Annotated in this window: 10 protein-coding genes; 4 read left to right on the forward strand and 6 right to left on the reverse strand. The window is 60.7% G+C overall.

Going from position 1 to position 15,022, the window contains the following annotated elements; genetic code table 11:
* The first annotated feature begins 20 nt into the window (after nucleotides 1-20).
* The 4 genes from MD273_RS01050 (at nucleotide 21) to senA (ending at nucleotide 7,258) form a co-directional block, all read left to right on the forward strand.
* On the forward strand, nucleotides 21-1,982 hold the full coding sequence (locus tag MD273_RS01050; protein WP_239035924.1) for a CASTOR/POLLUX-related putative ion channel: 1,962 nt from the start codon (nucleotides 21-23) through the stop codon (nucleotides 1,980-1,982).
* Between the two features lie 227 nt (nucleotides 1,983-2,209).
* A complete protein-coding gene (locus MD273_RS01055) occupies nucleotides 2,210-3,802 on the forward strand; it encodes an isocitrate lyase (protein WP_239035925.1) in 1,593 nt (530 codons plus the stop codon).
* Nucleotides 3,803-3,998: 196 nt separating this feature from the next.
* Nucleotides 3,999-5,795, forward strand: a complete 1,797-nt coding sequence (locus tag MD273_RS01060) for an SLC13 family permease (protein ID WP_239035926.1) — start codon at nucleotides 3,999-4,001, stop codon at nucleotides 5,793-5,795.
* Between the two features lie 116 nt (nucleotides 5,796-5,911).
* The gene (gene senA / locus MD273_RS01065) at nucleotides 5,912-7,258 is read left to right on the forward strand and encodes a selenoneine synthase SenA (RefSeq protein WP_239035927.1); all 1,347 of its coding nucleotides are present in this window, start codon (nucleotides 5,912-5,914) and stop codon (nucleotides 7,256-7,258) included.
* On the opposite strand, the gene MD273_RS01070 is transcribed toward senA, so the two are convergent.
* The 6 genes from MD273_RS01070 to MD273_RS01095 form a co-directional block, all read right to left on the reverse strand.
* Nucleotides 7,255-8,832 (reverse strand): cation:proton antiporter domain-containing protein, encoded by a 1,578-nt coding sequence (locus MD273_RS01070; protein WP_239035928.1) that lies wholly within the window; start codon nucleotides 8,830-8,832, stop codon nucleotides 7,255-7,257. The genes senA and MD273_RS01070 overlap by 4 nt on opposite strands.
* A gap of 160 nt (nucleotides 8,833-8,992) precedes the next feature.
* Nucleotides 8,993-10,279 (reverse strand): phosphoribosylamine--glycine ligase, encoded by a 1,287-nt coding sequence (purD, locus tag MD273_RS01075; protein WP_239035929.1) that lies wholly within the window; start codon nucleotides 10,277-10,279, stop codon nucleotides 8,993-8,995.
* 204 nt (nucleotides 10,280-10,483) lie between these two features.
* A complete protein-coding gene (purH, locus tag MD273_RS01080) occupies nucleotides 10,484-12,064 on the reverse strand; it encodes a bifunctional phosphoribosylaminoimidazolecarboxamide formyltransferase/IMP cyclohydrolase (protein ID WP_239035930.1) in 1,581 nt (526 codons plus the stop codon).
* A gap of 120 nt (nucleotides 12,065-12,184) precedes the next feature.
* Entirely contained in the window at nucleotides 12,185-12,502 is a 318-nt protein-coding gene (fis, locus tag MD273_RS01085) for a DNA-binding transcriptional regulator Fis (protein ID WP_239035931.1), read from the reverse strand.
* Complete coding sequence (gene dusB / locus MD273_RS01090; protein ID WP_502846029.1) at nucleotides 12,499-13,497, reverse strand: tRNA dihydrouridine synthase DusB; 999 nt, start codon at nucleotides 13,495-13,497, stop codon at nucleotides 12,499-12,501. Before dusB ends, fis begins: the two co-directional genes overlap by 4 nt.
* Before the next feature lie 224 nt (nucleotides 13,498-13,721).
* Entirely contained in the window at nucleotides 13,722-14,975 is a 1,254-nt protein-coding gene (locus MD273_RS01095) for a DUF3426 domain-containing protein (protein WP_239035932.1), read from the reverse strand.
* Between the last annotated feature and the right edge of the window lie 47 nt (nucleotides 14,976-15,022).

Here is a 15,022-nt window from a genome sequence, read left to right on the forward strand (position 1 = left end):
ACTCAGGCAAAGGGAATCCCATGCTGCCATTTCGTGTTGTTGATCGCGTCAAATTCATTGTAGAGCGCCAGCTGGTCAAGGGGGCGGGCTTCCAGCTTGTGGTGGTCGGGATTTTCATCGGGCTGATTTCGCTCATCGGCGGAATGCTTGTAGTGCCCCAGGGCGGCGAATTCGAGGATGCGGGGTCGGCGATCTGGTGGGCGTTCCTGAGACTGACGGACCCCGGCTACCTCGGCGATGACGTTGGCACCTGGCAGCGAATCGTCTCGACGCTGTTGACGGTATCCGGTTATGTGGTGTTCATGGGCACCCTGGTGGCCATCCTGACCCGCTGGCTGATTGCCAAGATGCAGGACCTGGAACGAGGTCTCACGCCCGTTACCCTGAAAAACCACATCGTTGTACTGGGCTGGACCAGTCAGACACTGCCGTTGCTGGCCGAGCTGTTGGGCTCGTCCGGTCGTATGCGCAGGTTTCTCGAAAAGCACGACACCCAGAAACTTAACCTGGTGGTGCTGTCGGAGGAGGCTTCCGCGGAGCAGGTCCATGAACTTCGGATGGAACCGGGCATTGGCAGGCGGTTCCGGCAGATCATCCTTCGATCCGGTTCGGCGATCCAGCCGGATGCCCTGCATCGCGTGGCCTGCCTCGATGCGGCTGCGGTGATCGTACCCAGCGCCGCCCATGAGGCGGGCAGTCTGGTGACTTCGGATGTGGAGACCGTCAAGGCACTGCTGTCCATCGCTGCACAGGCGCGTCACCTGCACGCACCGCTGCCATTTGTGGTGGCCGAGATCCAGGACGTGCGTAAACATGCGGTGATTGAAAGGGCCTACCCGGGCGGCGTGGAGGTCGTGGCCGGGGACGCAACCATCAGCCGGCTGATGGTTCAGAATATCCTCCACCCCGGGCTTTCCGAGATCTACAACGAACTGCTCACTGCCGGTTCGGGCAACGAGATCTATGTCCGTGGTGGCGAGTCCGTCGCTGGCATGTCCCTGGGTGAGATAGCGGTCGCACGTCCGCTGGCCATAGTTCTGGGGCTGCTCCGGCGGAATGGTACGCACTGGGACGTGCAGCTTCTGGCACCGTCAGACACCCGGGTCAACGCAGACGACCGGGTCATTCTCATGGCTCGTGATTATTCCGAGACAGAGCCGGATAACAAACTCCAGTCATTGCCCGACATTCCGCGCGGGCCGGCAAGGGTGCTGCCTCCCCGACCACTGGACACCCCTATGCGCATCCTGGTGCTGGGATGGAGTCGCAGGGTCCCGAGCCTGGTCGCAGAATTTGCCAGCTACCGGCATCTTGCTTTCGAACTGGACCTGGTCTCCGTGATACCGGCGAGCGAGCGCAGTCAGGCGATCACCGCCTATGCGGGCACCCACGAAACGGTCCGTTGTCATCAGGTCGAGGCGGATTACATGGTGGAAGGTGAGCTGCGCCGGCTGCAGCCGGACCGATACGATGCCATTCTGTTGTTGAGCAGCGACCGGCTTGCCTCCGGAGAAGAGGCGGACGCCCGGGCGATGGTGGGCTATCTGGTGCTCGAGGACATCCTGGCGGAGGCATCACGCCATCCCCAGTTGATCATGGAGCTCAGTGATCCCGATAACCGGCAGCTGCTATACGGGCACCGGAGCGAGATGATGATCAGCCCGATGATTCTCAGCCACATTCTGGCCCAGGTGGCCCTGCGCCGGGAGCTGCGGGTGGTGCTCGAAGAACTCTTTACCGTTGGCGGCGCCGAAATCCAGTTCCGGGATCCGGCAGATTACCCGCTCCCGGCGAGTGTCGATTTTCACCTGCTCGAGAAGACGCTTGCCGCGGAAGGGGAGCTCGCGCTCGGTATTTTCCGGCATCGGGCCGACGAACATGGCCGTCATCTCCGCCTCAATCCGCCACGGCGGGAATACCTCGATATCCAGCCCGGTGACCGTCTGGTGGTGATTTCACAGACCGCTCAAATTGGCACATGATCCCCGGTTTTCGGGATTTTTCTGCTGCATTTCAGGCATTGGCTTGATCATTCACAAAGAAAATGCCGAAAATAATCCATATAAATTTCAATTATAAAATTGAACGTACTAGAGTACATCCCATCGCCAGCAGGCTGATCGCAAAGTGAACAGTGAGCTGGCTTCGGCTGATGCTGAAAAGCGTCTCCGCACATGATCAGAAAACCAACGTAGAAAGGATGAGACCCATGCCCTACGCACAAGACGTTGACCAGATCGCTTCCCTGTTGAAGCAGCACCCGACCTGGAATGCCATCAACCCGAAGCACGCCGCTCGCATGCGCGCCCAGAACAAGTTCAAGACTGGTCTGGACATCGCCAAGTACACCGCCAAGATCATGCGCGAGGACATGGCGAACTACGACAAGGACACCTCCCAGTACACCCAGTCCCTGGGCTGCTGGCACGGCTTTATCGGTCAGCAGAAGCTGCTGTCCATCAAGAAGCACTTCGGTACCACCAAGCGTCGTTACCTGTACCTGTCCGGCTGGATGGTTGCTGCCCTGCGTTCCGAGTTCGGTCCGCTGCCTGACCAGTCCATGCACGAGAAGACTGCCGTTTCCAGCCTGATCGAAGAGCTGTACACCTTCCTGCGTCAGGCCGATGCCTGGGAACTGAACCACCTGTTCCGCGCCCTGGAAGAAGCCGAGAATGCCGGTGACACCGCCAAGGCCAAGGAAATCGAGCAGCAGATCGACAACCACGAAACCCACGTTGTGCCGATCATTGCCGACATCGACGCCGGTTTCGGTAACGCCGAGGCGACTTACCTGCTGGCCAAGAAGATGATCGAAGCCGGTGCCTGCTGCATCCAGATCGAGAACCAGGTTTCCGACGAGAAGCAGTGTGGTCACCAGGACGGCAAGGTTACCGTTCCGCACGCCGACTTCCTGTCCAAGATCAACGCCGTTCGTCTGGCGTTCCTGGAGCTGGGTGTTGACGACGGTGTGATCGTTGCCCGTACCGACTCCCTGGGTGCTGGCCTGACCCAGAAGCTGGCTGTTACCGACGAGCCGGGTGACCTGGGTGACCAGTACAACAGCTTCCTGGACGGCGACTACATCGAGGACGCTTCCGAGATCAACAACGGCGACGTTGTGATCAAGTCCAACGGCAAGCTGATGAAGCCGAAGCGTCTGGCCTCCGGTCTGTTCCAGTTCCGTCCGGGTACTGGCGAAGACCGTGTGGTTCTGGACTGCATCACCAGCCTGCAGAACGGCGCTGACCTGCTGTGGATCGAAACCGAGAAGCCCCACGTTGGCCAGATCGCCGGCATGGTTAACCGCATCCGTGAAGTGGTGCCCGATGCCAAGCTGGTTTACAACAACAGCCCGTCCTTCAACTGGACCCTGAACTTCCGTCAGCAGGTATTCGACGCCTGGAAGGAAGAAGGCAAGGATGTATCTGCCTACGACCGCGACAAGCTGATGAGCGAAGAGTACGACAGCACCGAGCTGGCCCAGCTGGCCGACGAGTGGTGTCAGAACTTCCAGCGTGACGCGTCCCGTGAAGCAGGTATCTTCCACCACCTGATCACCCTGCCGACGTACCACACTGCGGCCCTGTCCACCGACAACCTGGCCAAGGGCTACTTCGGCGACGAAGGCATGCTGGCCTACGTTGCTGGCGTACAGCGCAAGGAAATCCGTCAGGGTATCGCCACTGTGAAGCACCAGGACATGGCCGGTTCCAACATCGGTGATGACCACAAGGAATTCTTCGCGGGTGATGCGGCCCTGAAGGCGGGTGGTAAGGACAACACCATGAACCAGTTCGGTTAATCGACGGTTCCTGTTGTCACGGTCAGTGGCTGAACACTGACCGGCCACAGAAAACCCCGTGCAGCGAAAGCTGCGCGGGGTTTTTGTTTGTCATGTGCACCGCTGCGGGCCCCGGTTTGTCGGTGCGTAACTGTCAAACCTGCGGTTGTCGGGCTATGGTTTCGGACAGGGCTTTGCATCGGGGTGCGGATGATTCATGTTGTCTGAGCAATGGCTGGTCTTTCTGATCCTCGGGGTCACACTGGGACTGTTTGTCTGGAACCGGTTGAGGTTCGATGTCGTCGCCATGCTCGCCCTGCTGGCCATGGCGGTAACCGGTCTGGTGCCTGCCGAAGAGCTGTTTGAAGGCTTTGGGCACCCGGCAGTCATAACCGTCGCTGCGGTGTTGGTGATCAGTCAGGGACTGGTGAATGGCGGGGTGGTGGATGCAGTCGCCCGGTTGCTGGCCCGCGTCGGGCACAATGCCATACTGCAGGTGGTGACACTGACCCTGGTCGTTGCCCTGTGCTCCGCTTTTATCAACAACGTGGGGGCCCTGGCGTTGCTGATGCCGGTGGCGGTGTGGATGTCGCGACAGGCCGGGCGTTCCCCTTCTCTGCTATTGATGCCGCTGGCCTTCGGTTCCTTGCTCGGCGGCACCATGACCCTTATCGGCACCCCGCCGAACATCATCATTGCGAGCTACCGGGAAGCCGGTTCCTTCGGGCTGTTTGACTTCGCGCCGGTCGGCCTTGCCATTACCGTGGCGGGTATCCTGTTCATTGGTTTGATCGGCTGGCGGCTGACGCCCCGGCGCGACGACCCTGACGAGGGTGGCAAGCTGTTCAGTGTGGGTGACTATGTGACCGAGCTGCAGGTTCCGGAAGGTTCGGATTATGCCGGCAGCACGTTGCACAACCTTCTGACCTCCGGGGACTCCGAGAAGGGCCTGGTGGTGCTCGCGCTGATCCGGGGTGAGCAGACCTCACCGGCTCCATCAACCTTTACCGTGCTCCGGGACCGGGATGTATTGTTGGTGGAGGCGGATACTGAAAGCCTGCAGGATTTCGTCGACCATACCGGGCTTATTTTGCCCCACAGCGTCTCTGAGGAAGCGGAGGGAGAGAGCAGGCAGGATGCGGAGAAGCAGCTGGCAGCCGGTGATGTAAAACTGATCGAGGCCGTGGTCAGCCCGTCATCCCGATTGATCGGCCACACCGCAAACCGACTGAATCTGCGCGAGCGCTATGGACTGAACATCGTTGCGGTGGCGCGACAGGGCCATCGGGTAAAGCAGCGTCTGGCGGATATCCGGCTGCGTAACGGCGACATTCTTCTGGTCCAGGGTTTTGAAGACAGTCTGAACGGTGCCCTGCAGACATTGGGGTGCCTGCCGCTGGCAGAACGTGGGCTGACCTTCGGGCGGGAAAAGAAGCTTGTGCTGGCCGGGGGGCTGTTCGCTGCCGCCGTTGTCGTGATTGTTACCGGCTGGCTGACACCGCCTGTGGCCCTGGTGGCCTGCGCGGTTGCCATGGTGCTCGGTGGGCTGATGGATACGACGGAATCCTATCGAGCCATCGACTGGTCGGTGATTGTCCTGCTCGCCGCGATGATTCCGGTGGGGGGAGCGCTCGAGACCACCGGAGGGGCACAGGTCATTGCCGGTCAGATCCTGGCGGTCGCCAAGGGGCAGGCGACCTGGATGGTGCTGACGATCATCCTGGCCGGTTCCATGTTGCTCTCCAATGTGGTCAACAATGCCGCTGCGGCGATCCTGATGGCACCCATTGCCCTGGGAATTGCATCGCCATTGGGGCTGGCCTCGGATGCTGCCTTGATGGCCGTGGCGATCGGAGCCTCCTGCGCGTTCCTTACACCCATCGGGCATCAGTCCAACGCGCTGGTGATGGAGCCCGGCGGCTACCGTTTCGGAGATTACTGGCGTCTGGGTCTGCCTCTATCGGTTGTGGTTATTGCCGTTGCTGTTCCCGTGATCCTCTGGATCTGGGCCTAGGTCATCTGACGCGGGCTGAGCAGTCGTATTGAGAAGCAGGTGAAAGGCCGCTTTTGCCACCGGTGGTTTCATGTCTGTTATTCTTTTCCAAAGCATTTGCCCAGGGATTCGAATCCATGCGATCTGACGATGTAAAAAACAGCCTCCTGGCAGAGCTGGAGCAGGCCCGAACCCGGACCGAGCGCCTGATCTGTACCTTGTCGGAGGATGAGCTCGATGTACCGTACCACCCCGGCGTCAATCCACCGCTCTGGGAGATGGGCCACTCCGCGTTTTTCTACGAGGTCTTCGTGTTTAATCTGCTGGACGGCACGCCCAGCTATGATCCCGACATGGACGACCTCTGGGATTCCTTTCACGTCGAACATCGTGACCGTTGGCGTTCCGACCTGTTTCCGGACCGTGACAAAACGCTCGCCTACTTCCGGACCATCTATGACCGGGTGGCAGATCGTCTCCTCAACAGGCCGCTGACGGACGAAGCGCTTTACCTTTACCGTTACGCGATTTTTCACCAGAACATGCACATCGAGTCGTTGATCTGGTGCCGGCAAACGGTGGGCTACCCGGCACCACCGGAATATGTCGGTGATCGACCGGCGCCGTCAGATCCGATCGCGGGAGACGTGGAAGTCCCCTCCGGTCGCTGGCTCATCGGCATGCCGGGAATTTCGGAGGCATACGCCTGCGAGGACTTCGCGTTTGATAACGAGAAACCACGCTTTGAAGTGGAGCTGGATGCCTTCCGGATCAGCCGGACGCTGGTCAGCAATCGGGAGTTCCAGGCCTTCGTCGAGGATGGCGGCTACCAGCGCCCCGAACTCTGGTCTTTCGGCGGCCGCAAGTGGCTGGAAACGGAGCAGGATGTGGGCCTGGTGCACGGGCTGGAAGAGCCGTTGATGCGAGCCCCGCGGCATCCGCTGTACTGGCGCTGGCATGAAAACCTCTGGCAGGAGCGTCTGTTCGACCAGTGGCAGCCGTTGCATCCGGATGCCCCGGTGACGCATGTGACCTACTGGGAGGCCGAAGCCTGGTGCAACTGGGCGGGGCGTCGTTTGCCGACGGAATACGAATGGGAAGTGGCGGCACTGGCCAACAGGCCGGGCGAGCCGTTCCGCCGGTTCCCCTGGGGTAATGAGGCGCCGGACGGCGTTCATGCCGACATGGACGGCCGTAACCAGGCCCGGAATCCGGTCTGGGACTACCCGGCCGGAGAGAGCCCGTTCGGCTGCCGGCAGATGATCGGTTCGGTCTGGGAGTGGACCAGCGACCAGTTCCTGCCCTATGACGGCTTCAAGGTGGATATGTACCCGTTCATGTCCACCCTGCAGTTCGGCGATCACAAGGTGACCAAGGGGGGCAGCTGCGCTACCTCATCGAACCTGATTCGCGGCACCTACCGGCAGGCGTATCTGCCATTGCGCAATGACGTCTACACCGGCTTCCGGACGTGTGCGCTCTAGCCCACGCCGGAGGCGTCGGGATGCTTCCCGGTGACGGGTGACTTGTTGAGGATGTGGCTGGCCAGGGCCACCCCGGTTTCGTTCATGGTGAGGTAGGCGTCATCGGCGCCGGCTTCACGAATCTGCCGCGCCTCATCGGTAAACATGGTATGGGCGACGATGTAGCCTTTGAAGCCCATCTTGCGAAGCGTTCTCGCGGCAATCAGCTTGCCTTCGATATCGCCCAGGGCGAGGATCACCGCCTGTACCGCCGGCATGTGCAGGGCATTCCAGAATGAGGAGTCCTCGGCATCGGCGAACACCACATTGCGCCCTTCTTTCTGGTGCTTGAGTGCTTTCGCCGGATCTGAATCCAGTCCCATCAGGTCGGGCTCCTGATCCTTCAGCCAGTCATAGGCCGCTGTTCCGGTCCGGCCCATGCCCATGATGAGGACCCGGGTGCTGCCCAGCGATATGGGCTGCTCGTCCGGATGATGTTTGCGGCTCTCGAAGGGGTCTAGCCGATGTGACACCCGCTCGTACAGCGAGTGGGCAAATCGGTTCAGCGGGGCCGAAAACAGGAAAGACAGGGCTACGGAAATGGCCAGCGGCACCAGCCACTGGGGCAGGGCGACGCTCGCAACAATCAGGCCGAATTCGCTGTAGTTGGTCAGGGCCAGCGCGCTCAGGAAGCTGCTACGGGCCCGCAGTCGGAAGGCAAGCAGCAGGAAGAAGAACAGCATGCCCTTCAGTGGCAGCACCAGCGCGGCCACCACCGCAAACATCAGCGCCTGGCTGTCCGGCAGCCCACCTATGCCGATCTGCAGGAAGAAACCCACCAGAAACATTTCCTTGACGCTCCAGAGTGACTTGGCCAGCTCCTGGGAGCGCGGGTGTTTGGCCAGCATGGCTCCGAACACCAGAGCCCCGAGCTCAGAGCTCAGACCCACTGACTCGAATCCATAACCGCCAAGGACGAGGGCAAGCAGAAGCCCGAGCAGGACCAGCAGCTCATCATGACCGCTGGCATCCAGCAACCTGAACAGTAACGGCCTCAAGAGTGGCAGGCCGAACACGATCAGGGCCCACTGGGAGGGTGTCTGGCCGGCGGCAAGGCTCATGACCACCAGGGCAATCAGATCCTGCATGATCAGGATGCCGATGGCCACTCGGCCGTGGAAAGCCCGGAGTTCTCGCTTGGATTCCAGCACCTTGGCCGCCAGGACCGTGGACGAGAACGACAGCGCCACCGCAAGCATGAGCGCGGTTTGCCATTCCAGGTCCATGAGCAGGAAGAGTCCGGGGGTAAACACCGCGCAAGTGATGGTGAAATGCAGCAGGCTGCCACCAATGACTTCGGGGCTGACGATGGAGCGTAGCTTCAGTTTCAGGCCAACGGTGAACAGCAGCAGCAGGACACCCAGGTGAGCGATATGACCGAGCGCGTCGGTGGCTTCAATGGTGAGCTCTGTGGTGGCCGAAAGTCCACTGAGTACAAAGCCGGCGGCCAGGTAACCGACCAGGGGCGGCAAGCCCATGGACTTGACGGCCAGGCCAAGGACAAAGGCAAACGAGATCCATATCGCTTCAGGCATGGGCACAGCTGTTCAGTTGAGAAGGGAATGACTGCAAGGCTACCGTTTTTCAGGAACCGGGTGTAGTCGAAGAAGGTGTTAGCGGGCAAATTCCGGCATAAAAAAGCCCGGTGCTTGACCGGGCTCTATCTCTCGCGTTGTCTGTCGCTTTCCCGATAGATCAGGCCTGCTCGCGGGCGATGGCCCGGTAGGCGATGTCCTTGCGATAGAACGCACCATTCCAATGGATCTTGCCAGCCAGCTCGTAGGCGCGCTTCTGCGCCTCGGTGACGGTATTGCCAAGGGCGGTTGCGCACAGCACACGGCCACCGCTGGTGACGACCTGACCATCCTCAAGCCGGGTGCCGGCGTGGAACACTTTCTCGCCTTCCACTTCTGTCTCTGGCAGGCCCGAAATTGCGTCGCCCTTGTTGTAGCTGCCCGGGTAGCCACCCGCCGCCAACACGATGCCCACGGAGGCGCGCTCGTCCCACTCGGATTTGCACTGATCCAGCTTGCCGTCAACTGCGGCCTGGCACAGCTCCACCAGGTCGGACTTCATACGCAGCATGATCGGTTGGGTTTCCGGGTCACCGAAACGGCAGTTGAACTCGATCACCTTGGGTGCGCCGTTATTGTCGATCATCAGCCCGGCGTACAGGAAGCCCTTGTAGGGGTGCCCCTCGGCAGCCATGCCCCGGACGGTCGGGTAGATCACCTCGTCCATGATGCGCTGGTGCACATCGGCGGTTACGACCGGTGCCGGGGAGTACGCACCCATGCCGCCGGTGTTGGGTCCGGTATCACCGTCGCCGACCCGCTTGTGGTCCTGGGAGGTGGCCATGGGCAGCACATGCTCGCCGTCCACCATCACGATGAAGGAGGCTTCCTCGCCATCCAGGAATTCCTCGATGACGACCCGGCTGCCGGCATCACCGAAGGCGTTTCCGGCCAGCATGTCGCGGATGGCATCTTCGGCTTCTTCCAGGGTCATGGCGACAATCACACCCTTGCCGGCGGCCAGACCGTCGGCCTTGACCACAATAGGCGCGCCCTGCTCACGCACGTAGGTGAGGGCTTCGTCGACATCGGTGAAGTTGGCGTAGGCGGCGGTCGGGATGTTCTGGCGCGCCAGGAAGTCCTTGGTGAAAGCCTTGGAGCCTTCCAGCTGGGCGGCACCGGCACTGGGCCCGAAAATGCGCAGGCCGCGCGCTTCGAACTTGTCGACTACGCCGGCTACCAGGGGCGCTTCCGGGCCCACAATGGTCAGGCCGACGTTGTTATCGGCGGCGAAGTCTGCCAGGCCATCGAGGTCCATCACGTCGATATCGAGGTTTTCCAGGCCCGGCTCCCGGGCCGTACCGGCATTCCCCGGCGCGACAAAGACCTTGTCCGCGTCGGGGGACTGGGCAGCTTTCCAGGCCAGTGCGTGCTCGCGTCCGCCACCACCGATTACCAGAATGTTCATGAGCTTTTACCTTGTTAAAGTCGGGGTCAGAAGAAGGCTTTCTTCAGACCCCAATTTCGATCCCATCGCCGGGGTCAGATGAACGCTTTCATCTGACCCCATCCTCAACCCTGGGTCAGAAGAAGGTTTTCTTCAGACCTCAGTTTCAACCGTGAGTAACCCCGGGGTCAGAAGAACGCTTTCTTCTGACCCCTGTTGCAACCGTCAGTGCCGGAAATGCCGCATACCGGTAAACACCATGGCAATGCCATGCTCGTTGGCCGCGTCGATCACTTCCTGGTCCCGCATGGAACCACCCGGCTGGATGACTGCGGTGATGCCGGCTGCCGCAGCGGCGTCGATGCCGTCCCGGAACGGGAAAAACGCATCGGAGGACATCACGGAGCCCTTCACCTCAAGGCCTTCATCCGCCGCCTTGATGCCGGCGATCTTCGCGCTGTAGACGCGGCTCATCTGGCCGGCACCGATGCCGATGGTACGGCCGGCCTTGGCATAGACGATGGCGTTGGACTTGACGTACTTGGCCACTTCCCACGCGAACAGCAGGTCATTCAGTTCCGCTTCGGTGGGCTGGCGCTCGGTTACCACTTTCACGTCCTCCATGGCGACCATGCCCAGATCCCGGTCCTGCACCAGCAAGCCGCCGGTCACGCGCTTGTAGTCGAGGGCTTTGGCGCGTTCACCGTCGAACTCACCGCAGGCGAGCAGGCGCACGTTCTTCTTGGTTGCGACAATCTCGACCGCGTCCGGTGCCACCGTCGGTGCGATGATCACTTCCACGAACTGGCGTTCAACGATGGCTTTGGCGGTTTCCGCATCCAGCTCACGGTTGAAGGCAATAATGCCGCCAAACGCCGAGGTGGGATCGGTGGCAAAGGCCAGGTCATAGGCCTGCCGGATGTCGGCACCGATGGCAACGCCGCAGGGGTTGGCGTGTTTGACGATCACGCAGGCCGGATCGGCGAAGGGTTTCACGCATTCCAGGGCGGCGTCGGTATCGGCCACGTTGTTGAAAGACAGCTCCTTGCCCTGCAGCTGCTCGGCGGTTGCCACACAGGCTTCCTTCGGGTTGCGTTCGGCGTAGAAGGCGGCGCGCTGATGGGGGTTTTCACCGTACCGCATGTCCTGCACCTTGACGAACTGTGCATTGAAGGTGCGCGGGAAGTCCGGGTTGTCGTTATCCGGTGTGCGACCACCCAGGTAATTGGCGATTGCACCATCGTAGCCGGCAGTGTGCTCGAAAGCCTTGACCGCCAGGTCGAAACGGGTGGTGTAGGTGAGCTCGCCGTCGTTTTCATCCAGCTCGGCCAGGATCCGGCTGTAGTCGGATGCATTGACCACGATGGCCACATCGTTGTGGTTCTTGGCGGCCGCCCGAACCATGGTGGGGCCGCCAATGTCGATATTTTCGATGGCGGTGGCCAGGTCGCAGTCCGGCTTGGCCACGGTGTCCTCGAAGGGGTAGAGGTTCACAACCACCATATCAATGGGGTTAATGCCATGCTCGGACATGACTGTGTCATCGGTTCCCCGGCGACCCAGGATGCCGCCATGGATCTTCGGGTGCAGGGTTTTGACCCGGCCATCCATCATTTCCGGGAAACCGGTGTAATCGGAGACTTCGGTGACCGGCACATTGTTTTCACTGAGCAGGCGGAAGGTGCCGCCGGTGGAGAGAAGTTCGATGCCGCGGTCGGTCAGAGAACGGCCGAAATCAACGATGCCGGTTTTGTCACTCACGCTGATAAGTGCGCGACGGACGGGGGTGTTTGCCTGGTTTGCCATGGGTCACTTTCTTCGCTGGTCAGATAAGCCGGATGACGTTGCGAGGTTGCAACGACCTCGTTGTAACGAACAAGGGCCTCGCGAACGTCATCCGGGAGGCCCTTCTGGGGTCAGGTCAGATTATAGCAGACCGTACTGCTTGAGCTTCTTGCGCAGGGTGCCCCGATTCAGTCCGAGCATGGTGGATGCCTTGGTCTGGTTGTTGCGGGTGTACTTCATCACCTGCTCCAGCAGCGGCGCTTCCACTTCCGACAGCACCAGCTGGTAGACGTCCGTGACGGGCGCACCATCGAGTTGCGCGAAGTAGTTCTTCAGAGCAACCTCAACACTGTCACGCAGGGTGACGCTGTTGCCACTGCTGTTCACCGTCTGCAACTGATGAAGGTCATCGTTGGCCGGCGTGCTCAAATTTTCGTTTGCCAAAGTCTCAGCGGTCATGCTGCGAATACCTCTCCATTTCGTAAGCCTGCAAAGTACTGTTCGATGCTGTCTTTCTGCTCCAGCGCGTCTTCGATCGCGTTGAAACGTTTTCGGAACTGTCTGCTCTGGTCGTGGGACTGCAGGTACCAGCCCACATGTTTTCTGGCGATGCGCACGCCCATTTTTTCGCCGTAGAAGCTGTGTAACTCGGCCAGGTGCCCGGTCAGGATCTGTTCCACCTCGTCGAGGGGTGGTTCGGGCAGGTGCTCTCCGGTTTCCAGGTAGTGCAGAATCTCCCGGAAAATCCAGGGCCGGCCCTGGGCGCCCCTGCCGATCAGCAAACCATCGGCACCGGTGTGTCTGAGCACATGCAGTGCTTTTTCCGGTGAGGTGATGTCGCCATTGGCGAACACCGGGATTTCCACGTGCGATTTGACTTCGGCGATGGTGTCGTATTCCGCGTCCCCGTTGTATTTGTCCGCGCGGGTACGACCGTGGATGGCCAGGGCCTGAATGCCGGCATCCTGGGCCATCCGGGCGATGACCGGTGCGTTACGGTTGTCTGAATCCCATCCTGTGCGCATTTTCAGCGTTACCGGAATGTCCACCGCGCTGACCACCGCTTCCAGAATTTCACGGACCAGGCCTTCGTCCCTCATCAGGGCGGAACCGGCGGCCTTGTTGCACACCTTCTTGGCCGGACAGCCCATGTTGATGTCGATGATCTGGGCGCCGAACCCGGCATTCTGTCGGGCTGCGTCAGCCAGCATCGCGGGATCACCCCCGGCAATCTGGACCGAGCGGGGCTCCGGTTCGCCTTCATGATTCAGGCGCGTCCTGGACTTGCGCGTATGCCAGAGCTTGCTGTCCGCTATGACCATTTCCGATACCGCCAGCCCCGCTCCCATCCGTCGGCAGAGTTGCCGGAAGGGGCGGTCAGTCACACCCGCCATGGGTGCAACGATAAGCGGGTTGGGCAAAGTGTACGGCCCGATTTTTGCCGTTGGCAGCATGATCTGAGTCCGTGTCACAGCGGGTTAAGCAAGAATCGGAACGACTCATCTGATCAATTAGTGATCGGTCTGGTTCCGAAGGGCGCTAATGATACCGCCGGGGCCTCCCGGATTGAAGGGGCTTGACAGTGAAAAAAGTTGATTATTTTTCGTTCTTTCTGGTTGACTTTTGTTCGCTGTGGTGGCTTGCCAGCCAGTCGCCGGGTCGACGGCGTTATGTGGGGTCAGGGGGCGTAAGGACGAAAGTCCAGATTGTAGTTCACGGCGTCCCTGCCCGGATCCCGGATGCTGATGGCAATGCGTACCGGTGTGTCTGTCGGCATGTCGTCCAGCTCGGTGGCTTCTCCGGCCAGATACTCCTCGGGGGTGAACAGGCTCTGGGCAACCACGTCGCCATTGAGGTTGGAGAAGGTCAGAGCGATGGCCGGGAACGGCTGCACGAAATCTGCACGGTTGATGATCACTGCATTCACCAGCAATTGGGTGCGATTCTCAGGGTCGGTACGAACCACCAGCTTGCGGCTCTGGATGGCGTCGACATTGACCAGCGGCTTGAGTTCACAGCCCGCCAGTTCGCAGCCTGTCTCATAGAAGGGTCGTAACTTCGGAATGGCCGACAGGCGATCGAACTGGAACCAGGCAACCTGTGCCACCAGGACGCCGACCAGGGCAATGACGATCAGGCTCCAGATAACGGTCCGCGCCTTTCCGCCCCCGCCCTTGTTAACAGATACCGGCTCGCGCCGCAGATCACTGAAAGGGCCCGCGCGCAAGGATTCGCTGGCGGCGGCGTCGGTACGCTCGGGCCGGACGCCGCTTTCGACCGGTTCGTGAGCAACGGTGTCAGTGGCGCTGAAAGTGGGCTCGGGAGCAGGCTCATCCATCGCCCAGGGCGTTTCCCGGACTGCCTCGGGCTGCGGTTTTGCCGGCTCTGGTTCAAAGGTTTCAGGCTTGAGCTCATTGGACGATGACTTCGGTGCGGGCTCATTCCGTGGTGTTTGCGCGGGCTGGGGCTGCGTCGGTTGCCCCTGCTGCCCCTGCTGCCCGGGGGCCTCGTCATCTTCCAGGATTGCCTCGGCCCAGCTTTCGTCCACTTCCTCGGGTTCGTTGTCTGCATCCGCATCCCGAAAGCCCGGGCCTTCATTCCGGTTGATCGAAAGAAAGCTATCGCTGAGTTCGTCGTCGGAGAATGCCATTTTCGAGCCGGCATAGCGGCCTTCCTCGGCATCCTCGTCGGGGTTGTCGGCAAAAACGAAGTCCTCTTCGGTGGTTCTGTCTGAAGACTCCGGTTCCTCGGGGGCTGGGGGGGTGGCAGACGGCTCAGGAGACGAGGGGACGACCCGGTGTTCAATGGCGTTGAACACTTCCATGCAGTTGCCACAACGCACTTTGCCCTTGGCGACGCCAAGCTGTTCATCGGAAACGCGGAAACGGGTCTGGCACTTCGGGCACTGAGTCTGCAGGCTGCTCTGGGTCATGCTTCGGTCCTGAACGCGGCTGTACTACGAGTGTCGGAGTTTAGTCG

Source organism: Marinobacter sp. C7 (genome assembly GCF_022343555.1).
In the GTDB taxonomy this organism is placed as follows: Bacteria; Pseudomonadota; Gammaproteobacteria; order Pseudomonadales; family Oleiphilaceae; genus Marinobacter.